Origin of the sequence: Actinoalloteichus sp. GBA129-24 (genome assembly GCF_001941645.1) — a bacterium.
Lineage (GTDB): Bacteria > Actinomycetota > Actinomycetes > Mycobacteriales > Pseudonocardiaceae > Actinoalloteichus_A > Actinoalloteichus_A fjordicus.
On record NZ_CP016077.1, the window covers coordinates 3999628 to 4025519 of the forward strand.

Below are 25892 nucleotides of genomic sequence, written 5' to 3' on the forward strand. Positions count from 1 at the left end.
ACGCCGTCGACCTGCAGGCCTGGTGGTGATGGTCGGTCGCTCAGCGTAGAACTCCGCGCTGGATCACCGCGCGCGGCTTGGCCTCGTCCCACAGCAGCGACGCGTCGGTGAGCGGGTCGCCGCCGAAGACGACGAGATCACCCGACCGGCCCTGGGCGATCATCCCGAGGTCGGAGCGTTGAATGGCGCGAGCGTTCACGGCCGTGGCGGCCCGCAGGGTCTCCAGGACGCCGTCGACGTCGATCTGGAGCCGGAGGCCGAGGAGCTGGTCATCCTCCAGCTCGCCCATCAGGTCGGAGCCGAAGCCCACGGGCACCCCGGCGTCGCGCGCGATCCGGATCGCCTCCTTGCCTGCGGCGAGCACCTGTCGGTTCTTGGCCTGCCCGGTCGCCGAGAGGCCGATCGACACTCCTCGGCGTTCCATCGCGTCGTAGGCGACCAGGGTCGGGATCAGGTAGGCACCGTGTTCGGCCGAGATCGCCGCGGCGCGTTCGTCCATCAGGTTGCCGTGCTCGATGGTGCGCACGCCGTTCTCGACCGCGTGGATGATCGCCTCGGGCGGGTAGGCGTGCGCGGCGACGTAGCTGCCGCGCCGGGCCGCCTCGTCGGTGGCCGCGCGCACCTCGTCCGCGTGGTACTGAAGGAACTGGATCGGGTCCGTCGGCGAGACGACGCCGCCGGAGGCCATGATCTTGATCGCGTGCGCCCCGGTGCGGAACCGCTCCCGCACGGCCCGCCGCACGGAGTCCGGACCGTCCACCACCTCGGAGAGATGGGCGTGCGCGGCGCAGTGGTCGAGGTCGCCCTGCCGGGGGTCGCCGTGTCCGCCGGTCTGGCTCAGCGCGGGTCCCGTGTAGAGGTACCTCGGCGCCCGCACGTAGCCGGCGTCGATCGCCTTGGCCAGGCCTGCGTCTCCCCCTGCGACGTCGCGCACGGTGGTGAAGCCCCGATCCAGCGCTCGGTGCAGGCGGTCGGCGCCGACCAGCGAGACGTAGCTCAGCGGCGACGACTCGATCGTCATGACGTCGATGCTGGTCCCGTAGGCGTGGAAGTGGGCGTCGATGAGTCCGGGGGTGACCGTCCGGCCGCCCGCGTCGAAGACCTCGCCGGTGCGGGGAAGATCCCGGCCCACCTCGGCGATGACGCCGTCGACCACCGCGATCTCGGTCGCATCCTCCAGGATGCGTTCGCCGTCGAAGATCCGGGCGTCGACGACCGTGATCGTCCCGGTCGCCGTGCTCCTCGCGTTCGTCACGCGCGTTCCTCTCCCTCGTGGTCGGCGGCCCTGACTCGGATCGCCCGTTCGATCTCGTCCGCCAGCACGGCCAGCGGCACGCTGCCGAGCCCGAGCACGGCGTCGTGGAACCAACGGATGTCGAAGTCCGACCCCAGCGTGTCCTCGGCGAGGCGACGCAGTCGCATCACCGTCGACTGCCCGATGAAATAGGCGGTGGCCTGGCCCGGCCACGCGATGTACCGGTCGATCTCGGTGACGATCTCGTGCTCGGCGATGGCGGTGTTGCTCCGCAGGTAGTCCTGTGCCCGCTCGCGGCTCCAGCCGAACGCGTGCATGCCGGGATCGACGACCAGCCGCACCGCCCGCCACATCTGGAAGCTCAGCATGCCCATCGTCTCGAAGGGATCGCGGTACATCCCCATCTCGACGCCCAGCCGCTCGGTGTAGAGCGCCCAGCCCTCCCCGTAGGCGGAGATGTAGACGTGGCGCCGGAAGGCGGGCAGATCCGCCAGCTCGCTGGCCAGAGCGATCTGGAAGCAGTGCCCCGGCGCGGCCTCGTGCAGGGTGAGCGCGCAGAGCGAGTACAGGGGCCGGGCGGGCAGGTTGTAGGTGTTCAGCGTGTAGCGGTCGATCCCGCCGCGCCCGAACGTGTAGTAGGGCGCGAGTTCCGGCGGCGGCTCGATGATGCCGAAGCGCCGCAGAGGCACGCGACCGAAGTACTCGTGGACGACCCCGTCGAAGCGCTTGGCGTGCCAGGCTGCCTCCTTGAGCAGGTCCTCCGCGGTGGTGGCGTAGAACCGGGGATCGGTGCGCATGAACTCCAGCATCCGAGGCACGTCGCCGTCGAAGCCCGCCTCCTCGGCGACCGCAACCATCTCCTCGCGGATGGCGGCCACGCTCTTCTCCCCGAGCGCGAAGATCTCCTCCGGGCTCAGCTTCGTCGTGTTGTACTCGGCGAGCTGGGCCAGGTAATAGTCCAGGCCGCCGGGGCCCGCCGTCGCCGCGATCTCCTCGGGCAGGCCGGGGAAGTACTCCTCCTCGAGGAACCGCAGCAGCTCGACGTGCGCGGGGATCACCGACGAACCGATCACCTCGAGGGCGCGGGCGAGCAGCGCCTCGTCGACGATCCCGGCCTCGCGGGCCGATAAGAAGGGTGCGGCGTAGCGGGTCTGCTCCGCCGAGGCCGCCGCCGCGACGGACCGCACCGGGTCGGCCCGGCCCGCCATCGACACCCGGGCGGGCCCGAAGCCTCGGGCCAGCCCGGCGCGCATGTTCTGGATGTGCTGGGCGAACCAGCGGGGCAGGTCGGCGAGCTGCGTCACGAACGCCTCGGCCTCCCCGGCGTCGCGCAGCGTGCCGTTCGCCCGATCGGCGTGCGTCGTCCAGAACGCCGTGTCGGCGTTGGCGGGCCGCTCGAACTGTCGGTGCTCGACACCCGAGACGAGCGTCTCCACCTGCTGCACGTACACCGCGAGGTCCACCCGCGTCGACGCGTCGAGTGCGTCCGTGTCGAGGGCGCGTACCCGGGCGAGCACGTCACGCCAGTGCCCGGCACGACGCTCGTGCGCCTCGGGGCTCTCGTCCGGCAGGAAGGCGTCGACGCCGAGCGCGGAGCCGTAGTGCTGACGGCCCAGCTCGCCGAGCCGCCACTCCCACTCCTGTTCGCTGATCGTCCGGAACGTCTCGGCCGCCGTCATGTCAGTCCTGCCCTTCTGGTGGCGTCCACTCTCTTCTCCGTCTCTCCCACTCGGGGTTGATCCTCGGCACGGCCGCCAGCAGCGCCCGCGTGTACTCCTCGCGCGGCGCGTCGAAGACCTGATCACGACTGCCCTGCTCGACCACTCGCCCGCCGCTCATCACCGCGACGCGGTCGGCGAGCCGCCGCACGACCGCGAGGTCGTGGGCGATGAAGACGTAGCTGAGCCCGAGGTCGCGTTGCAGGTCCCGCAGCAGGTCGATCACCTGCGCCTGCACCGACACGTCCAACGCGGAGACCGCCTCGTCGCAGATCACCACCTTCGGATTGACCGCCAGCGCACGGGCGATCCCGATGCGCTGTGCCTGACCACCGGAGAACTGATGCGGATACCTGGTCGAGTGGTCGGGGTTCAGCCCGACCCGCTCCATCAGCTCCTTGCAGATCTGCGTTCCGCCCTTGCGCGGTGAGAGGCCCTGATAGCGCAGCGGCGCCGTGATGATCTTCTCGACGTCGTGTCGCGGATTCAGCGAGGAGTAGGGGTCCTGGAACACCACCTGCACCGTGCGGCGGAAGGTCCGCAGCCGGGCCGGGGGCGCCGAGGTCACGTCCTCGCCGTCCAGTTCGATCGTCCCCGAGGTCGGTTCGTCGAGGCGGGCCAGCAGCCGGGCCGTCGAGGACTTCCCGCTGCCCGACTCGCCGACGACGGCCAGTGTCTCCGACGCGCCGACTTCGAGGGTGACGTCGTCGACCGCCCGGAAGGCCGGGCCGCGTCGGCCCCCGGTCGCGTACTCGCGGACGAGGTTGCGCCCCGCGAGGATCGGCGTGTTCATGCCCCGGCCTCCTCGACCTCGTCGATACGCGGCGTCGCGTCGAGCAGCTGCCGGGTGTAGGCGTGGCCGGGCCGGGAGAACACCTGCTCGGCGGTGCCCGCCTCCATCTGGCGGCCGTTGCGCAGCACGAGCACGTCGTGCGCGACCTCGCTCACCACGGCGAGATCGTGGGTGATGAAGAGCATCCCGACCCCGGTGTCGCGCTGTAGTTCGGTGAGCAGCGTCAGGATCTGCGCCTGCACCGTCACGTCCAGCGCGGTGGTCGGCTCATCGGCGATGATGATCTCGGGCTCGCAGACCAGCGCCATCGCGATCATGATCCGTTGGCGCATCCCGCCGGAGAACTGGTGGGGATAGTGGTCGAACCGCCGCTGCGGCTCCTTGATGCTCACCCGTTCCATCGCCTCGATCGCGATCTTCTTCGCCTGTGCCGAGGTGGCCCGCCGATGAGCGCGGAAGGCCTCGGCGATCTGGAAGCCGACGGTGTAGTAGGGATTGAGCGAGGACAACGGGTCTTGGAAGATCATCGCGATCCGCTCGCCCCTGATCGCCCGCATCTCCCTGGCGGAGCGTTCCAGCAGCTCCTGATCGCCGAAGCGGACGGAGCCCGAGGTGCGCGCCTCGGGCGGAAGCAGTCCCATGATCGCCAACGAGGTCATGGACTTGCCGGAGCCGGACTCGCCGACGACGCCGAGGGTGCGCCCCGAGCGGAGGGAGAACGACAGGTCGTCAACGACCGCGTCCTCGGGATCGGGACCGAAGGCGACGCGCAGTCCGGTGACGCGCAGCAGCTCGTCGTCCTGGCCGGTCGGTGCGGCGTTCATCGGGTTCCCTTCCTGACACGCGGGTCCAGCAGGGGATAGAGGAGGTCGACGACGATGTTCATCAGCACCACCGCGGCACCCGCGAGGAGGGTGACGCCCATGATCACGGGCTGGTCGTTGGTGCCGATGGCGTCGTAGGCGAGCTTGCCGACGCCGTTGAGGCCGAACACCGTCTCCGTGATGAGCGCCCCGCCCAGCAACGCCGCGAAGTCCATCCCGAACAGGGTGGCCACCGGTGTCAACGACGGCCGCAACGCGTGGCGCGTCAACAGCTGTCCCTTGGGCAGGCCCTTGGCGCGCGCCGTGCGGACGTAGTTCTCCGACAGGGTCTCGATCACGTTCGCCCGGGTCATCCGCGTGTACATGGCGGCGTACATGATGGAGAGCACGATCCACGGCATGAGGTAGGTCTGGAACCACCGCAGCGGATCCTCGCCGAAGGCGACGACCGTCGGGAACGGCAGCACCTCGAGCTGGACGACGAGCAGCCACTGCAGGATGAGCGCGACGAAGTAGTTCGGCAGGGCGATCCCGCCGAGCGCGAGGCCGGTGGCCCCGCGATCCCACCACGTCCCCGCCTTGACGGCGGCGATCAGGCCCGCGCCGACGCCGACGAGCAGCCACAGCAGCGCCGCGCCCACCGCGATGGTGACGGTGACGTCGATGCGGTCGCCGATCATGGTCATGACCGACTGGCGGGTCTGGAAGCTGTACCCCAGACACGGCGCCTCGCAGACGATCGCGGTGGGGCCCTCGCCGTAGGTGCGGCCGACGAAGATCCCGGCCAGGAACACCCAGAACTGGACCCAGAACGGATCCTCCAGCCCGAGCCTGGTGCGGATGTCCTCGATGCGTTCGGGGGTGCACGTCTGCCCGCAGATGCTCAGCGCGGGGTCGGGTGTGAGGACGAAGAACACGACGAAGGTGAAGAAGACGACGGCGAGCAGGACGAGCACGGCGCTCATGAGCCGTCGGGCGATGTAGAGGGGCATCAGTGCTGCGTCCTCCTCTGCAGAGTCGCCTGGAGCGTGTCACCGATCACCATGAACGAGAGCACGGTCAGGGTGAGGAACAGGCCGGGGATCATGAAGAACATGGGGTCGGAGGCGTACCAGGGGACAGCCGAGGAGATCATCTGCCCCCAGGACGCCGTCGGCGGCCGCACGCCGACACCGAGGAACGACAGCCCCGCCTCGGTGGCGATGAACGTCGGCACCGACAGCGTCGCCATCACCGTGATCGTCCCCACCAGGTTCGGCAGGACCTCCTTGAACACGATGGCGATCCGGCTCGCCCCCGAGGCCCGCGCCGCCTCGACGAACTCGCGCTGGGCGATCGACATCGTCTGCCCCCGCACGACGCGCGCCGTCGCGGGCCAGCCGAACAACGCCAGCACGACCACCAGCAGCATGGGCCGGTTGCCCTGCGGCAGCGCCGAGAGGATCGCGATCATGAAGATCAGCGCCGGGAAGGCCATCAGGAAGTCCATGACCCTCGACACGATCTGGTCGACGATGCCGCCGAAGAACCCGGCGAGCACGCCGAACACGACGCCGAGCACCGTGGTGACGGCTGCCGCGCTCACCGCGATCGTCAACGACACCTGCGCGCCGTAGACGATGCGGGCGAAGATGTCCCGGCCGTTGAGCGGCTCGACGCCGAACCAGTGTTCGGCGCTCATCCCCCCGAAGGGGCCGATGGGCAGGCCCCCTCGGATGGGATCGATCTTGTCCTCATGGAACTCGTACGGGCCCGAGCCGCTGATCATCGTCAGCAGCGGCGCGAAGACCGCCATGAGGACGACGATGCCGAGGAAGATGAAGGAGGCGATGACGGCGGGCCGCCGCCATCGACTTCCCCCGCGTCTGCGCACCGCCTGCCGCGTGAGTGCCTGTGTGGTCATCGCCATGGCGACGTCACCCCTGCGGGTTCTTCAAGCCGACGGACGAGTAGTCGACGTACCCGCTGCGGGCGGAGCTGGCGAAGGCGTTGCCGATGTTCTCGCCGACCATCTGCAGCGGCGTCTCCCGCACCAGCGGCACGACGGGGGCGAACTCCATGATCTCCCGGTCCAGCTCGCCGTAGGCGACGTTCTGCTCGTCGACGTCCGCGATCGCCTCGATCTCGTCGAACCGGTCGTTGATCACCGACTCGTCGAACTGGCTGATGTTGGTGTTGCCGGTGTCGGTGACGTTGTCGCCGTCGAACAGCGGAGTCAGCAGCGGGTAACCCGACATCCACGACGAGCACCAGCCCGTGATGGCCAGCTCGTTCTGCTGGGCGGGGGTGGCGATGACCTCGTAGAAGGTCGCCGCATCGATGACGTTCAGCTCGACGTTGATGCCCACCGCCCCGAGGGACTGCTGCACGGACTCCGCCTGGGCCTGCCACTTCGGCAGCGCCCGGACGTCGAGGGTCAGCGTCAGCTCGCCCTCGGCGATGCCCGCCTCCGCCAGGAGTTCGATCGCCAGGTCCTGATCCGTCGGGTAGAGGTCGAACTCCTGCCGTTCTGGCACCGACGGCGTGAGCATCGTGTGCGCCGGTTCGGCCATCGCCGGGCCGCCGGTGGCGGTGACGACGCTCTCCTTGTCGACCGCGTGGTTGATGGCCTGCCGCACCCGGACGTCGGACAACGCCTCGTGGCTGTTGTTCATCGACATGTACATGGTGCAGGTGGGCAGCGAGCGGACGGTGCGCTGCTGGAACGCCGGATCGGACATGACCTGGGCGAGGGAGGCAGGCTGCAGGCCGTTGGTGCTCGACGCCATCGCGTTCGCGTCAGCGCCCTGCCCGGAGACCATCCGCTGGTCGACCGTGTTGCCGTCGATCCCGAAGAGGAACTCGTAGCCGTCCGGCGACGCGGCGCGGGTCTCGTCGGTCGCCGGGTCCCACTCCTCGTTGCGGACGAGCGTGAGGCGTTCGCCCCGCGTGTACTCCTCCACCCGGTACGGACCGGACGAGATGGGCTGCTCATCCAGCTGGTCCACCGTCACCTCGCCCACCGGGAACGGCGTGAAGGGCTGGGTGGCGGCGACGGCGTCGAAACCGGCCAGCGGCCCCTGAAGGGTGAACACGATCGTCTTGTCGTCCGGCGTCTGGATGGAGTCCAGGCCCTCCGGCGCCGCGTAGACGCCTGCGTACTCCCTGGCTCCGTCGATGATCTCGTGGAAGTCCGAGCCGATCGCCAACGCGGGGTCCAGGGACCGTTCGATGCCGTACTTCACGTCGGCCGAGGTGATCTCGCGGCCGTCCTCGTACCGCAGTCCGTCCTTGAGCGTGTACGTCCACTCGGTGGCGTCCTCGTTGGACTCCCCCGGGCCGACGGCCAGGTCGCCCACGATCTCCAGCTCGCCGGTCTCCTCGTCGTAGACGAAGTCGGTGAGCTGGCGATAGATCAGCTCGTAGACGTTGTTGACATTGCCGTCGTTGCCCATCGCCGGATCGAGGTGGGAGAGGTCGACGGTGCCCAGCACGGTCACGATGCCGCCCTGCTCGGTCTCCCCGGTGTTGAGGGCGAAGCCGCCGTCGGTGGTGACGACGTCGTCGGCGTCGTCTCCGGACCCGCCGCATGCGGTGAGTGTCAGCGCGGCGACCGTACAGATTCCGATCGCGGCGCGTGCTCTGCGATGTGTGGCCATGATTCCTTCACTCCCGGATGCGTCGGGGGGTACTTGAGTGCCCTGAAGAGAGCGGGTGCTGCGAGATCAGGTGGTGCGGAAGAGGGGGTGCCGCGGTGGGCATCACCCGGCTCGGAGCCAGACCCGCATGGCGCCGGGTCCCCGGTTGGCCCACAGCCGGTACGGCACGAGGTCGACGGTGGTCGGCTCTCCCGCCGGTTCCGGCTCGTCGGCCGTCCCGAGCACCGGGTACAGCTCGGCGGACGTCGACGGTCGCGTTCGGACGTCCACTGCGATGCGGAGGACGTCGGTGTCGGGATCAGAACCGAGCCGGTCGACGCGGACGCGGGCGGAGCCGAGGTCGGCGGGGCTCAGGACGATGTCGTCGAGCGGAACCTGCTGGTCCTGCTGCTCGGCGCAGTAGACGACGGGTCCTCTGGCGACGGCGATCGAGCCTCGGAGCGCGTCGACCGCCGGGTGCGCGCCGTGGAGGCGCACCGGCATGGGCAGGTCGAGTTCGACGACGGTGCCGGGTACCCAGTCATGACGCAGCCGAAGCCAGCCGTCGACGGCCTCGACCGGCACCTCCTCGCCTGCGACCCGGGCGGTCGCGCCGTCGGCCCAGGCGGGAATCCGCAGGGCGAGTTCCGCACCCGGTTCGGCGCGGCCGACCGTCAGGGTGACTCGCCCGTCGTCCGGGTAGGCGGTCCGGATGCTCACTGCGATCCGCTCGGTGTCGACGTCGGCGTCGGCGTAGACGATCACCCCGACGCCGGTCTGGGTGGCGACGGCCAAGTGGTCCGGCAGCTCGGCCATCCAGCGGATGACGTTCGGCGGGCAGCACGCGCACCCGAACCACTCGCGGCGCGGCGGCGATCCGGCCGGGGCGCCGCCGCCCTGCCGGTGTTCGGGACGACGCTGCAGCGGATTGTCGTAGGAGAAGGCGGTGCCCCGCTGGGAGAGCGCCACCGCGTAGGCGTTGTACAAGATCCGCTCGAACACGTCGCCGTACCGCGCGTCCCCGGTGGCCAGCAGCAGGCGCCAGGCCCACTGCATCGTGCCGATCGCCGCGCAGGTCTCCGAGTAGGAGCGTTCGGAGGGCAACTCGTACCGGTCGCCGACCGCCTCGTCGGAGTGTCGAGCGCCGAGCCCGCCCGTGAGGTACAGCCTGGTGTCGAGCATGTCGTCCCACAACCGTCGGGACGCGTCGAGCAGCGCGGCGTCGCCCCGCTCGATCGCCACGTCGGTGGCGCCCGCGGCGAGGTAGACCATCCGCACGGCGTGGCCGCGCAGCCCGGTCAGCTCCCGGAAGGGCGCGTCATCCTGGAAGTAGTCGGGCGAGAAGAAGGTCGCCGGAACGGATTCGTGCCCGCGCCGGTCCACGAAGGACGCGGCGAGGTCGAGATACCGTCGGTCCCCGGTGTGCCGGGTCAGCTCGACGAGGGCCATCTCCACCTCGGGATGTCCGCACGCGTCGCCCGTGTTCGCGAACCGGGTGACGGCCAGATCAGCGAACCGGACGGCTACCCGCAGTAACCGATCGTCGCCCGCCTGTCTGCTCGCGGCCACGGCGGCCTGCACGAGGTGCCCGAGGTTGTACAGCTCGTGCCCCCAGGCGAGGTCCTCCCAGGGTTCGCGCGCGGTGTGCTCGTTCTGCACGAAGGAGTTGAGATACCCGTCGGCCCGCTGCGCCCGTTCGATGAGGTCGACGGCCTCGTCCCAGAACGCCGTCACCTCCTCGCCGACCTCGTCGCGGCCGATCTCGTAGGCGAGGCCCTCCAGGGTCTTGTAGACGTCGGTGTCCAGGAACGGGTAGCGCCCGACGTACTCCGCTCCGGTCCCCTCGGCGACGGTGCGCAGATTGCCGAGGGTGCCCGCCTCGCGCAACTGCGCGATGGTGTGCGGGATGGTCGCCGCCCGGTTGCGCTCCTGCCAGTCGGCGAGCAGCCCGCCACGCAGGACGACGCGGTCGGCGGGAGTCACGGGCACGCGGTCGGGCGTGGGTCGCACGGCGGCGAGGGGGCCCGTGCCCGGGGCGGGCTCGGGGATGCTCACCCCTCGATCAGCTCTCGTCGAACGGTCCATGCGTGGGTCCTTTCGCCGGCCAGCCCCATGTAGTGGGTGACACACTACTGAGAAAAGCGCTGCTGTAAAGGGGTGAAAACGCAGCGAAATACTTCCTTAACTTGCGGGCCTGTGCTCCCGTGACCAGGCCGGACCCGGGCGCGTCACGGGATCGGCGGCTCGATCGCCCGCTCGGCGGGCAATCGGCCTGCCCCTCGGCGCGACGCCGCCTGCCCCCTCCCGGCTCGTCGGCGACCTCGCCGCGGACGCTCGGGGCGAGGGATCGACGGTGCGCCGGGACGGCGCCCGGCGCCTGAGCCCGAGGCGCCGCCCCTCGGTCCGTCGCAGCGGCCTGCTCGGCGGCGGCGACGGACGCGAGAGACGGCGTCGGCTGGTCTCCCCGATCCGGTGGATCAGCAGGGAGAGTTCGTCTGGGTCAACAGTCCCAGCCGCCACGGCAGGCGGTTGTAGTCGCCGCCCGCCCCGGGGTCCAGGCCCTGATACAGGTAGCGCAGATCGCAGGGGCTGATCTCCATCGTCTGGTCGACGCCGGAACGCAGCATCTCGCCGTGACTGATGTCCCTGCTCCACTGTCCGCCTGGGAACGTCACGTTGTTGGCCCGAGCGAACGGGCGGGACTCGCTGTCGGCGAGGGCCGTCCACGGTCCGGTGATCGCCGGAGCGGTCCAGGACCGGAACCACCGTCGACCGTCCGAGCCGATCGCCTCGTGCACCAGGAGGTAGCCCTGATCGCCCTGAATCCGGTAGACGTTCGCCGCCTCGAACAGCCGGTTGCGGTCGGCGTCCTCCATCGCGATCACGGTGTTGGTGAATCCGGCGGGGAAGTTCGCGACCGTGGTCTCGGACCGGTATAGGTGACCGTTGTCGTCCGAGGAGAACAGGTAGCACATCGCCGCGTCGCACACCGTCCAGAAGTCGACCCAGTAGCCGTCGCCGATGTTGTCCCGGATGATCTCGGGCATCGCGGAGTAGAAGTTCCTCGGCGCGGACCAGGTCTCCGGCCTGGTGATGTCCGTCGTCGTGGAGTAGGAGCCGCCCGCGCCCGTCTGGTAGACGAGGTACCACAGACCCTGCGGGGCGAAGTAGAACACCTGCGGCGCCGCTCGGTAACCGGGGCCGATCCCGGACTGGTCCAGGTAGTGGTGTGGTGCCGACGACGCCTGGGACCAGTCACTGAAACTGGTGTACACCATGTTGTATCCGTCGGTGTACACCGTCGCGAACACATGCCACCGTCCGTCGTGATAGACGACGGACGGGTCCTTGACCGACACCGCCGGGTGGCCCGAATCGGGTTTGGGGCTGATGATCGGCCCGGTGGACGACCATTGGAAGGAGTTCGGCAGGCTGCCGTCCGGCGGCTGCGGCGTGGTGCCGCCCGTACAGTTCGTGCCGTTGAGACTGAAGATCGTCGGCGGCGGTGTCGTCGTCCCGGAGGTCGTGCCGTTGAAGCCGAATGACACCGAGCCGCCCGCCGGGATGCGCGCGTTGTGGCCGGCATCGCGCGCGACGACCTGGGAGCCGTTCTGCGTCACTGCAGCGTTCCAGGCATGATCGACCCCCTGTCCGGCGGTGAACGACCAGGTCAACGACCAGCCGTTCACCTCGGAACCGAGGTTCCTGATCGTCACGTTCGTGGTGAAGCCGCCGGGCCACTGTGCCGCGGTCGCATAGTCGACCGAGCAGCCTTCCTGTGCCTCGGACGCAGCAGAAGCGGCGGCGGGAGCGCCGGCGGCGGTGAGCAGTGCAGACGCGAAGAGCAACGCGGACGCCGTGGCGACCGACCGCGACAGGGCGGCCGCGAGGCGTCGGGATACGGACATGAGCATCCTTTCGTGACAGGAATGCGACGTCGTCTCGGCTCGCGATCCGGCAGCGGGTGACCTCGGCGAATCGGGCCGGGGCAGGCCGGTGAGTCGAATGAGGTCAGGTCTGGTGGGGCAGGCGGGGACCACTGCGGACGGGGCGGTTCGTCGCTCCTCTCGTCGCACGCCACCTGAGACGAGCGGTCCTTAGCGGTCCGCACGGGCTGATCACACGATCGACGGCCGCTCCGACGGCAGTGCGCGACACACCTCGCACGTCCGACGGAATTGCGTCGGCGCGACAAAGGATTCCCAGATCAGGTCGCTGAACCGGCATATTCCGCAGCTCGGCGAGGATTATCACGGCGAATTCGTCGAGTCTCGACGACAGCGCCCGCAGAAGAGCCGAGGAGTCACTCCGGAGAACTCGACGAGGACGTCGTCACCGACGACGAACACAGCAGGCGAATCCACACCGTCCGGCGGGTGTGCCGTCGTCGTCGGTCACCGTACGAGAACGTCGCCGCCCGCCCGGAACGAGCAGGATCTTGGTGGCGGCCACCGCGTCGATTCACGATGTCGATGCGCGGCGAGGTGGACCGTACCGGTGACTCCTGATCGGCGGGAAGCGGTCGTTCCTCCTCGGCGAAAGGATCGATCGCATCGGGACTCCTCACGTCGGCATTGACGGTGATCACGGCGACGCACTCCCTGTGGAACCTCTCGGGAACCGACAGATCCCAGACCGATGACAACATATCCTCACGTCACGTCGATGCGCAATACACCAACGGGACGACTGCCGAATAATGCACCCAAGAAGTGATCGTGTCGCGATCGATCGTCGTTCGACGAAGAATTCCATCGATGTCATCGAAGAATTCGGGAGGCGACTCCGCACCCGATCGGCAGCCTTCGCTGCCGCCGCAGGCCCGGTGTCCGAAGGTGGCGACGGCGGTTCCGGGTGATGAAGGTATCGGCAGCCGTCCCCACTCCCCCGGGCTCGGCCCGCCCGACTCGCGAACGGCTCGGCAGGATCGACCCGGCCTGTGGCCAGCCACCCACGACACAGGCCTTCCGGTGCTGACGTCGATTCTCCAGGGCAGGGGACGACGGGCGGTCTCCGGCCGGCGATGCGCCGCCAAACCGAAGAGATCCGCCCGCCTCCGGTTCTGATCAGTCGGCGTGCCGCCGTCCGCAGTCGTCTCCAGGCCCGGGCTCGACACGCGGTGGCCTGCCGAAGGTCGGCGAGTCCCCCGCCGCCCCGACGTGTCTCGATCGCAGAAGTCGTCCCCGCCTGGCCTGTTCCGTGCCGAGACTAGGCCGTCCAGTCACGCGACCACCGCGCACGGCGCTCTTCGTCTCGGAGGATCCATTCCGATCCCTCTGCCGCCACCGCCTCGAGAATCGGAAGCGCCGCGTCGATTCCCGAGGTCTGCAGGGCTGCCGAGAACAGCTCCGAGTCGTTCTCGACGACGTCGTCCTTCTGCTGACGGAAGTTCTCGGCGACGACAGTGATGGCGTCGCCACTGAGCAGCGTGAGCCGGAACGTGCGGCTCCGCAACGACTCCACCAGGCGGAAATCCTCGCCGACGACCTCCGCGGCCCTGGCCCCCTTCTCCGTCACCGAGGCCGAGGCCAGCGAGTTGTAATTGAACAGGTTGCGGCGCTCGTCGCGCGCCTCTCCGGTGAGGAAGTCCAGATCGACGCGCGCCTCTCGCACACCGCTTCTGGTGAGAAGAAATATCTGTACGGAGTACCGCGCGAAACGCGGCGGCCCTTTCACCACTCGCGCACGGGCGCCGTCGGCGCCCTCCGTCATCACGACATGGGTGACGACGTCGTGTTCGCCCAGCTTCGCGCGCCGCATCGCGTCATTCCGCAGGTAGATCTTGTCCAAGGCAAGCCACCGGGCCATCTCTGCATCCGTCGGACGATCGGCGAGTTCGCGACGACGCTCCTCGTAGGCCGCGGTCTCCTGCTCGAGGAGATCTCGCGCATCCTGCAGAAGCAGCTCGTCGGCCCGCCGAAGCCCCATGAGGTGCGTGATCCTCTCGACCGCGAGACCGCCTCCGAGTCCGAGGAGCACCACGGCGAGGTACGCGCCGCTCAGTGCCAGAACCGTCACTGCGGCTGACGCCAGTACGACGCCCACGGTGCACAGCCGAGTAGACCTCGGCTCGCACGGCACGGGGAAACAGAACAGCTCTTGCGTCCGCCAGCCCGACGCAACACGTCGCGCATGCCAGCTGATCAACCAGTCTACTTTCGCAGGTTCCAGGCGGGCATTGCCGTACTGAGCCACCAGTCGTCGTTTGAGGTGGTCACGGATGCCGCCGACGTACCGGGGCCAGTCGCCCGCCTGATGCGGACGGGCGTCGGTGAAGCGCTGATCCACGAGTTGGTAAATCTCCTTGACGAAGGCGGTGGGAACCCAGTGTCCAGGTGAGACGGCCGCGAGCGGAGCTCCCGGCATGACCTCGCTCCGCCGTCGTTGTTTCCAGGCCTGCCAGGCCCGACGGGTGATGCCGTGTTTCACAGCAAGATGACCGCCGACTGCCACCAGTGGCAGGAACACCAGGAAACCGGCCATCGTCGAACCCGCCATCGCCTGCCAGAGACCGAACCCCGTCAGCAGCAGCCCGATGATCATCCTCGGCCAGGTCCCCGGCTCCGGGACGGACGCCGGTGGCACGCTCAGACGTGGTGTCGCCGGGTCCGGCTCGAAGAACTTCCACGCTCGGGCCCGCCTACCTGGCCGAAATCGTTCGATGGTGATCCGCTGGGCACGAGCGGCGTCGAGACTGGCCTGTTCGGCGGTGCCGAGGATCATCTGCAGATGCAGATGGATCTCCTCCTGTCGGGCGTCCGGCAGAGTCTTGAACGAGGCGACCACCTGGGAACTGTCGTCGGCCTCACCCTGCATCCGCATCCGTGCGAACGTCAGGAATTCCCAGACCACCTCAAAGGCGGCGCTCCACTCGTCGTGTCGCAGCAAGGCGAGCATCTTTCGAGCGTCGCTGATCGAATCGACGTGCTCCGTCTTGATGTCGTGGAACGACCGATCACTGACCACGGCGAGGAAGTAGTGATAGGCCCGCTGAGTGGTCCCCTCCCCCGTGCTGAGGAGTTCGCCGAGGATGCGCTCGGCAGGTCGAGGCGTTCCTCCCGCGAGGAAGTTTCGGGCGACCTCGTGCCTGCGTTCGGGGATGTCGCCGGGATCGAGGTTGTAGACGTTCTCGTTGTGGACTGCGTTGCCGTAGAGCGCTCCGATCTGTTGACCTACCGTCGCCCCGTCGCGCGCCTCGTTGCGGCTGCCACCACCACGCCGGTCTGACATCGTCGCGCTGAATTCCGCAGTGTTCACCTGGAGTCCGCTCCCCAAGTCAGCGTGACGCCCCCGTGGTTGACTCCGAACTGCTGGCCGACTCGTGCGTTGCCCTGCGCGACATTGGAGACACGAACCGCTTCGCCGCCGGCATCGGCATTGCCGGGTTCGGCTTCCGATTGCTGGTCGTTGCGTGCTCCGGCCGCCTCGTCGATCGCTGCGGCGAGGGCGACGGCGAACGCCGCCGCGTTGCGCGCGGCGATGCGTTGCGAGCCCCGGCCGTCGGTCAGTTCCTTGGTCCCGTCTGCGTGATCGCTGATGGACCTGATGGTCACCATGGGCACGCTGCCGCTGAGATGTCCGGCGATGGCGAAGCCCGAGCTCTCCATCTCGATCGCCACCGCGTCGTTGAAGTTCTCGCGAATCCTGGTCGCCACCGGCGAGGTTCCCGAGTTCAGTACGACGTCTCCGGCAGCGATCGGCTCGAAGTGGACGCTCGGCGCGACTCCCTCGCCCGGACCTGCGAGGCCGCCATACCAGGCGTCGCTCCTGGGCAGCCGACGAGCCACCTGCTCGAGTTCGTGTGAGGCGTCCCATGACCGTGGACGCACCAGGAAGGCGTGATCCTCGCTGCGCCCCCCGTGATAGGCGTGAATCTTGGTGCCCACCACGACATCACCGATCTCCAGCCAGGAGCGGAGTCCGCCTGCGACGCCGACGAACATCACCGCCCTCGGGGAGAACTCCGTGATCGCGCGTTCGGTGAGGGCGGCCGCGCCGAGGGTTCCCGGACCGGTCACGCCGAGCGCGACCCGCGTGGCCGACCGCCCGGCCGGTGAGCCGACGTCGAAGAGGGTCCCTGCTCGGTGTGGGTGCACCTCGACATCCACCAGATGTTCGAGGACTGCCTGCTGTTCGACCGGCAACGCGGTCAGGATCACGATCATCGCTCGTCTCCCATGAGGACCTCTCAGCCGAGGTCCGCTCGTTGTGCACAAGGGTGCGGGGGCGAGTCCGCGAGACGGCCCGAACGATCTGTGTCCACAGCGATCGGCCCCGTCCGATGGGGCCGATGTGCCTGCTGTGACGAAGATCAGCGCGGGAGGAGGCTAGCCGAGCCGGTTCCTTCTCGTCAATCTGACGCTAACGAGCCGCGCCGTAGGCCGACACGAGATAGCATGCGTCTGCGGCGAGCCGCTCCGGACACGCCGATTCCCGCCCGCCGCAGCATCCGAAAGCGACGTCATGCCCGAGGCCCCATGGACGATCCCCTCGATCGCGATCGCCGTGGACCTCGCGGTGTTCACCGTCATGGACGGCATGTTCCAGATCATGCTCGTCGAACGCGGTGTCGAGCCGTATCGAGGTCTGCCCGCCCTGCCCGGCGGATTCCTCCACGATGCCGGGGAGAGCCTCGACGCCGCAGCGGCGCGCGAACTGGCGGAGGAGACCGGTCTGGACGCATCCCGGCTTCACTGGGAACAGCTCGGCACGTATGGCGAACCGGATCGCGATCCACGGCAACGTGTCGTCACGGTCTGCTACCTCGCTTTCGTCGTCGGGACGGCGACACCGCAGGCAGGCGGCGATGCTCGTGCCGCGTCCTGGGTTCCGACGTCCACCATCCTGAAAGGAGACACCCAGCTGGCCTTCGACCACCGCCAGATCATCGATGCGGCGGTCGAACGGGCGCGCAGCAAGCTTGAGTACACGACTCTCGCGGCAACCTTCTGTGACCCTGAGTTCACGGTCACCGACCTCCGCCAGGTGTACGAGATCGTGTGGGATGAGCATCTCGACCCGCGGAACTTCCATCGGAAGGTCACCGGTGTGACGGATTTCCTGGTTCCGACGGGACGACAGACGGTGCGACACGGAGGTCGCCCGGCAGCCCTCTTCCGGCGGGGTTCCGCCCATCTCCTCCACCCGGCGATGTTGCGCCCTTGTCCACCGAGACCGGCATCCGCCATCCAAACCTCCTGAAGACGGCGTCACCGATGATGTCCCGGTGGTCGAAGGCGAGTTCCTCGATCGCGAACAGTTCGGGCAGGCCGACCCACGCCGCCCGGCTCGCGTCGTCGCCCCCGACGACCGGCGGCGCGCCGGGAAGGTAGCCGTGATGAGCCACGCTGACGACGGGGCCTCGAGGGTCCCGACCGGGTCGCCCATAGCAGCCGAACCGCTGCAGACGATCTGCGGCCAGTAGAACCCCGGTCTCTTCGCAGAGCTCGCGGGCGGCGGCGTCCACCGGGCGCTCGCCCGGTTCGACGAATCCGCCCGGCAGCGCGAGCGCCGCCCGATACGGCTCCTTGGCGCGCTCCACGACGAGCACCGACAGCACGCCGGTCTCCTTGGTGAACAACACCACGTCCGCCGTCCACCGCGCGGCCTTCGACTTCGGTCGACAATGAGTGTTCATGGTGATCACGCTAGGTTATTGTCAGATTGACATCAAGTACTTGACCAGACCCTCCAACCGGAGCATCCTCTTATGGTCTCGTTGACCACAAGGGGTGATCCGGTTCGGTGTCCATCTGGTCTCGGCGTCTGCGCGCTGGCGGGCGCCCCCAGAAGCAACTCGTCGGCCTGGCAGCTCCGCCGACTCACGAGGCCGCCGGCCGGGGCCTCATCATCGGCGGCGTCAGGGTTGCCGCATCGCCCGCCCGGAACAAGGCGGCAGGCCTTCCGTTGACGGTGGCACGTCTACGGCCCGTCGCGATGACGAAACCTTCTGCCTCGGTGACCTTGCGGTGGAAGTTGGATCTGTCCAATTCGACCCCCCACACGCGCTCGTACACCTCCCGAAGATCACTGATCGTGAACTCTGGAGGGCAGAAGGCGGTGGCGATGGTGCGGAACTGCAGCTCCGCACGAGCCAGTTCCAGCGCGTCTCGGAGGATCTCATCGTGGTCGAAGGCAAGGCCGTCAGCGAGTGTGCGGACCTCGGCGATCGGCAGCCACCGTGCCGTTCGGGCATCCGATCCTGCGGACGGGAGTGGAAGGTCCGGAGCGATGGCCAGGTGAGCGCACGTGACCACCCTCGGACGACGCGGATCGCGATCCGGCCTGGAGTAGACGCCGACCTGCTGGAGATACAGCGTTGCGGCGTCGACTCCAGTCTCCTCCGACAGCTCTCGCGCCGCAGTCTGCTCGATACTCTCGTCACCACGCAGGAATCCCCCCGGCAACGCGAAACGCCCGAGGAACGGCTCGTTGCCCCGCTCCACGACGAGCAGACACAGTGCTCCGTCTCGGATGGTCAGGATCACGAGGTCTGCGGTGAACATGAGGACCTGGCGGGCGCGGCTCATGCCGGGGAGGGTACTGAGCGCGAAGGCCTCGACCCCCGTGGAAGGCCTGCTCAGGACGAAGAGAACGGGAGCTGCCCGATGATTCGGTCGGCGCTGTCGCCGGTCCAGGACCGGGCCGTCAGCACGACCCGCGCCCGCCGAACAGGCGGGCTCTCGCTCGGCCCAGCCACCCGGCGGCGAACACCAGGTCGCGCACCTGACCGCGAAGGCCCGCGACCGGTGGTCCGGCCGCCGCCCTCGGCCAGACCACGACGTCTCGCAGGCGCGACCGCCTGCGCTGCGACGCCCACCGTGAGCAGGACCTCAGGTCACGTCGTGTACGACCGAGATCCCGACCCGGCCAGGTGCCCCTGGTCGACGATCAGATACTCGTCACGGATCGGCGTTCCCGCCAGCCAGTTCTCCAGGATCTCCCGCGTGGCGGCGGCATATCGCGCCTGTGCCGACAACGTCGTTCCCGAGACGTGCGGGGTCATGCCCTGATGCGGCATGTTCCGCCAGGGGTGGTCGGCAGGCGGCGGCTGCGGGTACCACACGTCGCCCGCGTAGCCCGCGAGGCGACCGCTCTCCACGGCCCGGACCACGGCGTCTCGGTCGCAGATGGCGGCGCGCGCGGTGTTGACGAGGTAGGAGCCTCGCTTCATCGACCCGATCAGCTCATCGTCGAAGAGCCCCTTCGTCTCGGGATGCAGCGGCGCATGGATCGACAGCACGTCGACGGCGGACGCCAGCGAGCGGACGTCCTCGTGAAAGACCAGGTTCAGTTCCTCCTCCAGCTCGATGGGCAGCCGATTCTTGTCCGTGTAGTGCAGCGTGACGTCGAACGGCGCGAGTCGGCGCAGGACGGCGACGCCGATGCGGCCCGCCGCCATCACCCCGACCGCCATGCCCTCGAGGTCGTAGGAACGCTGCGCGGCGTCGGCGATGTGCCAGCCCCGATCGTCGGTGACCAGGCGATGCGCGGGCAGGTAATCCCGGACCAGGGCCAGGATCTGCATGACGGCGTGCTCGGCGACGCTGATGCTGTTCGAGTACGTCGCCTCCGCCACCGTGACCTTGTTCTCGACGGCGGCCTTCAGATCGACGTGGTCCGAGCCGATCCCGGCGGTGATCGCGAGCCTCAAGCGGGGCGCCTTCGCGATCAGGTCCGAGGTGAGGTAGGCGGGCCAGAACGGCTGCGAGATCACCACGTCGGCGTCGGGCAACTCCCGCTCGAACACCGAGTCGGGACCTTCCTTGTCGGAGGTGACGACGAACTCGTGTCCGGCCCGTTCGAGGAAGTTCCGGAGCCCGAGACCCCCCGAGACGCTGCCGACCAGTTCGCCAGGGCGGAAGTCGAGGCCCTCGGGCGTGGGCGTCGACTGACCGTCGGGATAACGATCGATCGTCGGGATGTCGTCCCGCGCATATCGCGGCGGAAAGCCGTCTGCCGGGTCGTCGTAGAGGACGCAGAGAATCTTCGCCATGTGCTTCTTCCTCCTCACACGCGGACTGTCTTCCTGCCTACCCACTGACCGCGGCCGACAATCATCGCGCGATGCTGCCCCGTCGTGCCGACGGACCACTGCCGAGCGCAACGGCGCCCGTGACCTGGCACGAAAATGTCCTGGAGCTGTCGGAATCCGACCGGTGGTCCGACGGCGACGGTCCGACTCCGATCGCGGTCCGCGAGGGCGAACCGGCACAGAGCGGCCCCACGGTGTCGCACCGGCCTGCGTGTGCCGACCGTCGTCGACGCCCGGACCGACCTTCGGCTGCGGCCTTGACACACCTCTTCGGCCGGGGTCAGTCTCGGGAGGATCTTCGCCGGGCCTGAAACACCGCCTCCGGCGCAGGACGGCGATCGGAGTGCAGCGTGGCCTCGACGATGACCATCCACGACGCCGCATCCCGGACCGCACTTGGCCGACTGCGAGCAGGCCCTGTCGCCGGGCCGCAGGCCGGTTCCACCCGCACCGGCCGAGTTCGGCCGTTCGCCGACACCACACCGGGCCCCGCACGGTCACCGCGCGGATCTTCCGCTCCGTTGGTGCCGCCGAACGGCTGAATCCGCGCCGATAGACGACCGATGCCCCGGCACTCTGGCAGCTCTGAAGACGACAGCCCTGAAGACGACGGGCCCGAACACCGCCGGGTCCGAACACGCTGCGCCGACGGGAAGGACCGACCATGAGGATCGCGCTGGGCAACGACCACGCTGGCTACCCGCTCAAGAATCACGTCGCCTCGGTGCTGCGTCGTCTCGGCCACGAGGTCGCCGATCACGGCACCGACGACGACGCGCCGGTGGACTTTCCGGACATCACCTTCGCGACCTGCGACGCGGTCCGTCGAGGCGAGGCGGACCGAGCCGTGCTGGTGTGCGGCACGGGCGTCGGCGCCGTCATGGCGGCGAACAAGATCTCGGGCATCCGCTGCGCACTCGGACACAACGTCTACTCGGCGCACCAGAACGTGGAGCACGACGACGCCAACGCGATCGCCATGGGCGCGTGGCTGATCGGCCCGGCGCCCGCCGCCGAGGTGCTGGAGTCCTTCCTCGGCGCCCGCTTCGACGACGACGCCGACACGATTCGACGGGTCGCGAAGCTGCGCGAGCTGGAGCTGCGGTCGGCACGGGAGCTGACCGCGTCCGGCTGAGCTCCTTCGGTCAGCACCGCCGATCCAGCAGAGCGAAGGAGTCAGGCTCATGACAGCGGACGCCGACAGCAGACGCCGCGCGGAACACGGGACACCCGGAAAGCTCAAGACGGCACTGGCCACGCGGGCGACCGACCCGCCGCGCTCACCGCGCTGGTGGCGGCGAGTCTGCCGGCCGTGGGAGTCACGGTCTTCGCGGGCTGGCTCACCGACCGCGTCGGCAGACGCCGCGTGTACCTCACGGCCTGCCTGCTGGCGATCGGGTTCGGCATCCCGATGTTCCTGTTGGCCAACGCCGCCACGCAGGTGTCCCTGCTGCCGGCGATGGGCATCGGCATCGGTGTCATCCATGCCCTGCTCACCGGCACCCAGGTGCGTGGTTCGCCGAGCTGTTCCGGGCGAACACCCGGACCTCGGGAGCGTCGATCGGCTATCAGGTGGCGGCGTCGATCGCGGGCTTCGCCCCCTTCGTCGCCGTGCTGTTGGAGAATTCGGTTGGGGCGGCCCGGCGAGCTTCTACCTGTTCGTCGCCTCGATCGGCATCGTGGGCGTGCTGGCGACGCAGGAGACCTGGAGCGCCGCCCGCCGCGCCGAGGTGGAGGCGTTCATCGCGACCGATCCGCAGCAGGGGGCGGGAGATCGGTGAGGATTGGTCATCGGCATCACCCCGTCTGACCATGGACTCGATGAGCGGCAGCGCCGTTGCACAGGCAGGCACTGTGGAGATGTCGACTCGCGCTGCCGTTCCCTACCCAGCCCGAGCACACCGCCACAGCCCTCGCCGGAGACCAGCCGGACGATCACCGCTGCCTGCGGCGAGAGGTCGGCATCGAAACCGTGGCCGCCTTCCCGCGCGTGCAACGGGAGTCGACGCGTGTCGTCGGCTCCCGCGACCACGACAGTCCGGTGCACGCCTGTCGGTGTGCACCGGACCGCCCGGACAGTCGAGCCGCAGTGGCTTCGGAAGGTACTCGCTCGCGGGCGGCGCACGTCGTGCCGGCAGTGAGCACCGGCCCTCCGCTCGACCCACCGCTCAGTCGGTGCCGAACTCCATCGCGGCCCGGTCCAGGATCTCGTCGTCGCCGGAGACGGTGCCTCGGGAGGCGATGGCCTGGGCCCCGCCCTGCGGCATCGCGCCGATCAGCCCCGTGGCGGCGGCCTGCGCGGCGCCGGTGAGCGCGGGCTGGGTGGTGCCGACCAGACCGAGGACGGCGTACTGCTCGAGTCGGGCGCGGGAGTCGGCGATGTCGAGGTTGCGCATGGTGAGCTGGCCGATCCGGTCCACCGGGCCGAACGCCGAGTCCTCGGTGCGTTCCATCGACAGCTTGTCCGGGTGGTAGCTGAAGGACGGGCCCGTCGTGTCGAGGATCGAGTAGTCCTCACCGCGCCGAAGCCGCAGCGTCACCTCGCCGATGACGGCGGTGCCGACCCAGCGCTGCAGCGATTCGCGCACCATCAACGCCTGCGGGTCGAGCCAGCGGCCCTCGTACATCAGCCTGCCGAGGCGCCTGCCCTCGTTGTGGTAGTGGGCGAGCGTGTCCTCATTGTGGATGGCGTTGACCAGCCGCTCGTACGCCGCGTGCAGCAGCGCCATCCCCGGCGCCTCGTAGATGCCGCGGCTCTTGGCCTCGATCACCCGGTTCTCGATCTGGTCGGACATGCCCATGCCGTGCCTGCCGCCGATCGCGTTCGCCTCCAGCACCAGGTCGACCGGGGTGGCGAACTCCTTGCCGTTGATCGAGACGGGCCTGCCCTGGTCGAAGCCGATCGTCACGTCCTCCGTCTCGACCTCGACGTCCGGGTCCCAGAAGCGGACGCCCATGATCGGGTTGACGGTCTCGATGCCGGTGTCGAGATGCTCCAGCGTCTTGGCCTCGTGGGTGGCGCCCCAGATGTTGGCGTCGGTCGAGTACGCCTTCTCCGTGCTGTCCCGGTAGGGCAGCTCATGGGCGAGCAGCCACTCCGACATCTCCTTGCGACCGCCGAGCTCGGTGACGAAGTCCGCGTCGAGCCACGGCTTGTAGATGCGCAGATTCGGGTTCGCGAGCAGCCCGTAGCGGTAGAAGCGCTCGATGTCGTTGCCCTTGAAGGTCGAGCCGTCGCCCCAAATCTGGACGTCGTCCTCCAGCATCGCCCTGACGAGCAGCGTTCCGGTCACGGCGCGGCCGAGCGGCGTGGTGTTGAAGTACGCACGCCCTCCCGAACGGATGTGGAACGCACCGCAGGTGAGCGCGGCCAGCCCCTCCTCGACCAGTGCGGCGCGGCAGTCGACCAGGCGGGCGATCTCGGCGCCGTAGGCCAGCGCCCGGCCCGGTACGGAGCCGATGTCGGGCTCGTCGTACTGACCGATGTCGGCGGTGTAGGTGCAGGGAACCGCGCCCTTGTCGCGCATCCACGCGACTGCGACCGAGGTGTCGAGACCACCGGAGAAGGCGATGCCGACGCGCTCGCCGGCGGGCAGGGAGGTGAGGACCTTAGACACGAGGACGAATTATGCACGATCCTGAATTTTCATGCAAGCCCGACCGCGCAACGCCGCCCGATGCCCGAGCCGCAGCCGAACCGGACCCCGACAGCCCGGAGTGCGCCGACGGGTCGCGGCCGTCCGGACGACGGAGGCCGAGACGAACGATCTGTGGCGGAAAATTTCCAACCAGATATGACGGTCGTGGCAACCTCGGCGGTCAAGCATGCGTCTCAACTCATGAAGGACCATGACCGACAGGAGGACCGCAATGAATCGACGTAGCGTGCTTGTGCCCGCGATGCTGGCAGCCGGCGGCCTGTTCCTGGCCGCGTGTGGACAGACCGAGTCCGATCAGGATGCGGTGCCTGCGGACGACACCGCCGCCGAGGCTCCGGCGAGCGGCGGCCTGACCGAGGACAGCACCCCGTCCGACGACGGCAGCCCGACCGACGCCAGTGGAGCGGCCGATCCCACCGGTCCGGGCGAGGACGGCTTGGAACCGGTCGACTGCGGCGAGATCGAACTCGACGCGGGCACCACGCACAACCTGATCGCCCTGCCCTCGGCGGGCGGCGTGGTCGGCTGCACCGAGGCGTTCAACGTGATCGACGAGTTCATCCAGCTGCCCGACGAGGAGAAGGCGGAGGCCGCCCTCGGCAACGTCGAACTCTCCGACGGCTGGTCCTGCACCATCGACGACGGTGCGACGGCCGGGGTCGGCTGCGTCCAGGGCCAGATGGCGGACGACTTCGAGTTCGCCTTCCAGACCCAGCCGTGATCGGCGGGCTGGGCGGTGGCGACGGCGACCGGCCTGCCAGAGCACGTCGTCGCAGATGCAGGCAGCGATCGGGTCTGAGCTGAGCCTCGAGATCGGCGTGACCGAGCAGCTCCGTGGTCGGCGACGGCGTTCGGGGATCGGGCGCGGTGAGATTCGAACTCACCGCGCCCGGCCCTGTCGTCAACGGACAAGCCAATCCGGCGGCGATGACCTCCGCACCCGATCACCTTTCGTCGCTCGATCAGTGCAACTGTCAGCGATTCGGATGAATGATCTTGACGATGGGCTGAGCCGATCCGCATAATCGTCCACCGAAACGGCCGCACCCCGGCGGCTATTATCGATCGGAGCGGAATGTCTCGCCTTCTCGGTGCTCTCGCCCTCGCCGCCGCAGCCGCCTTCGCCACCACCGTCCCGGCAGCTGCCGCAGGCCCCTGCGACCATCTCACGCCCGATACCTACGCCTACGTCGAGTGCCTCAACAAGCACAATTTCGGCTGAGCACGACGGGCAGCGAACCGCACTCGATCACACGGTTGACCTGCTACGAGACGAATTCCGACCGCGTGATCGCGACGTGATCCGCACCCGACGCAGGACTCCCGGCAGTTCGGAACAATGGATCGGCCCGAACGCCGGGAGGGCCCGTCGATCAGATCGAACGGCCTTGGGCCATCGAGTTCTTCCGCACCAGCCGACGACACCCCGCCGCCACAAATTCTCACCGGACCGAAAGGAGAAGAAAGGCGGGACGGCAGGGCAGCCGAAGACGACGGCGTCGCCACGATCGCGGCCTGTTGATCGACGCGCCCGTTCCAGCATCGAATGACGGCCACCGTCGTCGTCGTATTCTCGAACCAATTTCAGGTCTGTGTCGTTCCGTGCCCGGTGCCTCACGGCAGGACCTGCTCGACGAGTTCCGCCACCGGCCGTCCAGGGCCACCGAGATCGGTGCCTTCGGTACGACCGGGCATCGTGTCCCCGGGGCTCCTCCGCCCGCCGGGCACCGCCGGCACCGAGGAGCACTATCCGACAGGCGTGACGAGCACCCGGCCGTGATCGCCTGCATCGACGCGTTCTCGTGTCTGGGCGACGCCGGCCGGGACCATCCCGGGCGATCTCCCCGTCGACTGCACGGATACACCTCGCCTCTTGCGTGATCGCGTGGCCGGTCTGCCGGTTCGCGGCTGCGCCGACCAGGTCCGGTCGGTACGCGGCGATGTCTCGGCGCGGTGGTCGAGGCGCCGCAGGCGCAGGATCGTCCGGCTCCT

18 protein-coding genes, 1 tRNA gene and 1 pseudogene are annotated in these 25892 nt (G+C 68.8%); 4 read left to right on the forward strand and 16 right to left on the reverse strand.

The genetic code is table 11. The annotated features are described in order from the left end of the window. Window positions 1–40: 40 nt before the first annotated feature. The 11 genes from UA75_RS17545 to UA75_RS17600 all read right to left on the reverse strand — a co-directional run bounded on the left by UA75_RS17545 (window position 41) and on the right by UA75_RS17600 (window position 16372). Window positions 41–1255: a metal-dependent hydrolase family protein gene (locus UA75_RS17545; protein ID WP_075741161.1), complete on the reverse strand. Its 1215-nt coding sequence runs from the start codon at window positions 1253–1255 to the stop codon at window positions 41–43. Next, on the reverse strand, window positions 1252–2934 hold the full coding sequence (locus UA75_RS17550) for a DUF885 domain-containing protein (protein ID WP_075741162.1): 1683 nt from the start codon (window positions 2932–2934) through the stop codon (window positions 1252–1254). Before UA75_RS17550 ends, UA75_RS17545 begins: the two co-directional genes overlap by 4 nt. A gap of 1 nt (window position 2935) precedes the next feature. Beyond that, window positions 2936–3766 carry an ATP-binding cassette domain-containing protein gene (locus UA75_RS17555; protein WP_075741163.1) on the reverse strand — a complete coding sequence of 277 codons (831 nt, stop codon included), beginning with the start codon at window positions 3764–3766 and terminating at the stop codon, window positions 2936–2938. Beyond that, on the reverse strand, window positions 3763–4590 hold the full coding sequence (locus UA75_RS17560; protein WP_075741164.1) for an ABC transporter ATP-binding protein: 828 nt from the start codon (window positions 4588–4590) through the stop codon (window positions 3763–3765). Before UA75_RS17560 ends, UA75_RS17555 begins: the two co-directional genes overlap by 4 nt. Then, entirely contained in the window at window positions 4587–5582 is a 996-nt protein-coding gene (locus UA75_RS17565) for an ABC transporter permease (RefSeq protein ID WP_075741165.1), read from the reverse strand. The genes UA75_RS17560 and UA75_RS17565 overlap by 4 nt, the downstream gene beginning before the upstream one ends. Continuing rightward, on the reverse strand, window positions 5582–6499 hold the full coding sequence (locus UA75_RS17570) for an ABC transporter permease (RefSeq protein WP_198042752.1): 918 nt from the start codon (window positions 6497–6499) through the stop codon (window positions 5582–5584). The genes UA75_RS17565 and UA75_RS17570 overlap by 1 nt, the downstream gene beginning before the upstream one ends. Window positions 6500–6506: 7 nt before the next feature. After that, window positions 6507–8228, reverse strand: coding sequence for an ABC transporter substrate-binding protein (locus tag UA75_RS17575; protein ID WP_075741166.1), 1722 nt, complete (start codon window positions 8226–8228; stop codon window positions 6507–6509). 102 nt (window positions 8229–8330) lie between these two features. Then, complete coding sequence (locus UA75_RS17580) at window positions 8331–10292, reverse strand: glycoside hydrolase family 127 protein (protein ID WP_157434263.1); 1962 nt, start codon at window positions 10290–10292, stop codon at window positions 8331–8333. A 392-nt stretch (window positions 10293–10684) separates the two neighbouring features. Beyond that, on the reverse strand, window positions 10685–12115 hold the full coding sequence (locus UA75_RS17585; protein WP_075743918.1) for a non-reducing end alpha-L-arabinofuranosidase family hydrolase: 1431 nt from the start codon (window positions 12113–12115) through the stop codon (window positions 10685–10687). 1300 nt (window positions 12116–13415) lie between these two features. After that, on the reverse strand, window positions 13416–15464 hold the full coding sequence (locus UA75_RS17595; RefSeq protein ID WP_075741168.1) for a hypothetical protein: 2049 nt from the start codon (window positions 15462–15464) through the stop codon (window positions 13416–13418). After that, complete coding sequence (locus UA75_RS17600; RefSeq protein WP_075741169.1) at window positions 15461–16372, reverse strand: 5'-methylthioadenosine/S-adenosylhomocysteine nucleosidase; 912 nt, start codon at window positions 16370–16372, stop codon at window positions 15461–15463. The genes UA75_RS17595 and UA75_RS17600 overlap by 4 nt, the downstream gene beginning before the upstream one ends. A gap of 298 nt (window positions 16373–16670) precedes the next feature. On the opposite strand from UA75_RS17600, the gene UA75_RS17605 reads away from it, so the two are divergent. Continuing rightward, on the forward strand, window positions 16671–17408 hold the full coding sequence (locus tag UA75_RS17605; protein ID WP_075741170.1) for an NUDIX hydrolase: 738 nt from the start codon (window positions 16671–16673) through the stop codon (window positions 17406–17408). Between the two features lie 25 nt (window positions 17409–17433). On the opposite strand, the pseudogene UA75_RS34640 reads toward UA75_RS17605, so the two are convergent. The 3 genes and pseudogenes from UA75_RS34640 to UA75_RS17620 all read right to left on the reverse strand — a co-directional run. Then, a pseudogene (locus tag UA75_RS34640) lies at window positions 17434–17844 on the reverse strand (NUDIX domain-containing protein); the annotation flags it as partial. A 184-nt stretch (window positions 17845–18028) separates the two neighbouring features. Further along, complete coding sequence (locus UA75_RS17615) at window positions 18029–18736, reverse strand: NUDIX hydrolase (RefSeq protein WP_075741172.1); 708 nt, start codon at window positions 18734–18736, stop codon at window positions 18029–18031. A gap of 308 nt (window positions 18737–19044) precedes the next feature. Continuing rightward, complete coding sequence (locus tag UA75_RS17620; protein WP_075741173.1) at window positions 19045–20202, reverse strand: NAD-dependent formate dehydrogenase; 1158 nt, start codon at window positions 20200–20202, stop codon at window positions 19045–19047. A gap of 703 nt (window positions 20203–20905) precedes the next feature. On the opposite strand from UA75_RS17620, the gene UA75_RS17630 reads away from it, so the two are divergent. Continuing rightward, the gene (locus tag UA75_RS17630) at window positions 20906–21376 is read left to right on the forward strand and encodes an RpiB/LacA/LacB family sugar-phosphate isomerase (protein ID WP_075741175.1); all 471 of its coding nucleotides are present in this window, start codon (window positions 20906–20908) and stop codon (window positions 21374–21376) included. 1033 nt (window positions 21377–22409) lie between these two features. Here UA75_RS17630 and argG read toward each other — a convergent pair. After that, window positions 22410–23858 carry an argininosuccinate synthase gene (gene argG, locus UA75_RS17640; RefSeq protein WP_075741177.1) on the reverse strand — a complete coding sequence of 483 codons (1449 nt, stop codon included), beginning with the start codon at window positions 23856–23858 and terminating at the stop codon, window positions 22410–22412. Between the two features lie 253 nt (window positions 23859–24111). Between argG and UA75_RS17645 the strand changes: the two genes are divergently transcribed. Next, entirely contained in the window at window positions 24112–24621 is a 510-nt protein-coding gene (locus UA75_RS17645; RefSeq protein ID WP_157434264.1) for a hypothetical protein, read from the forward strand. Window positions 24622–24759: 138 nt separating this feature from the next. Here the strand turns inward: UA75_RS17645 and UA75_RS33040 are convergent. Then, window positions 24760–24842: transfer RNA gene (locus tag UA75_RS33040), tRNA-OTHER, on the reverse strand. 133 nt (window positions 24843–24975) lie between these two features. Here UA75_RS33040 and UA75_RS33045 point away from each other — a divergent pair. Next, on the forward strand, window positions 24976–25122 hold the full coding sequence (locus UA75_RS33045) for a hypothetical protein (RefSeq protein ID WP_157434265.1): 147 nt from the start codon (window positions 24976–24978) through the stop codon (window positions 25120–25122). The last annotated feature ends 770 nt before the right edge of the window (window positions 25123–25892 follow it).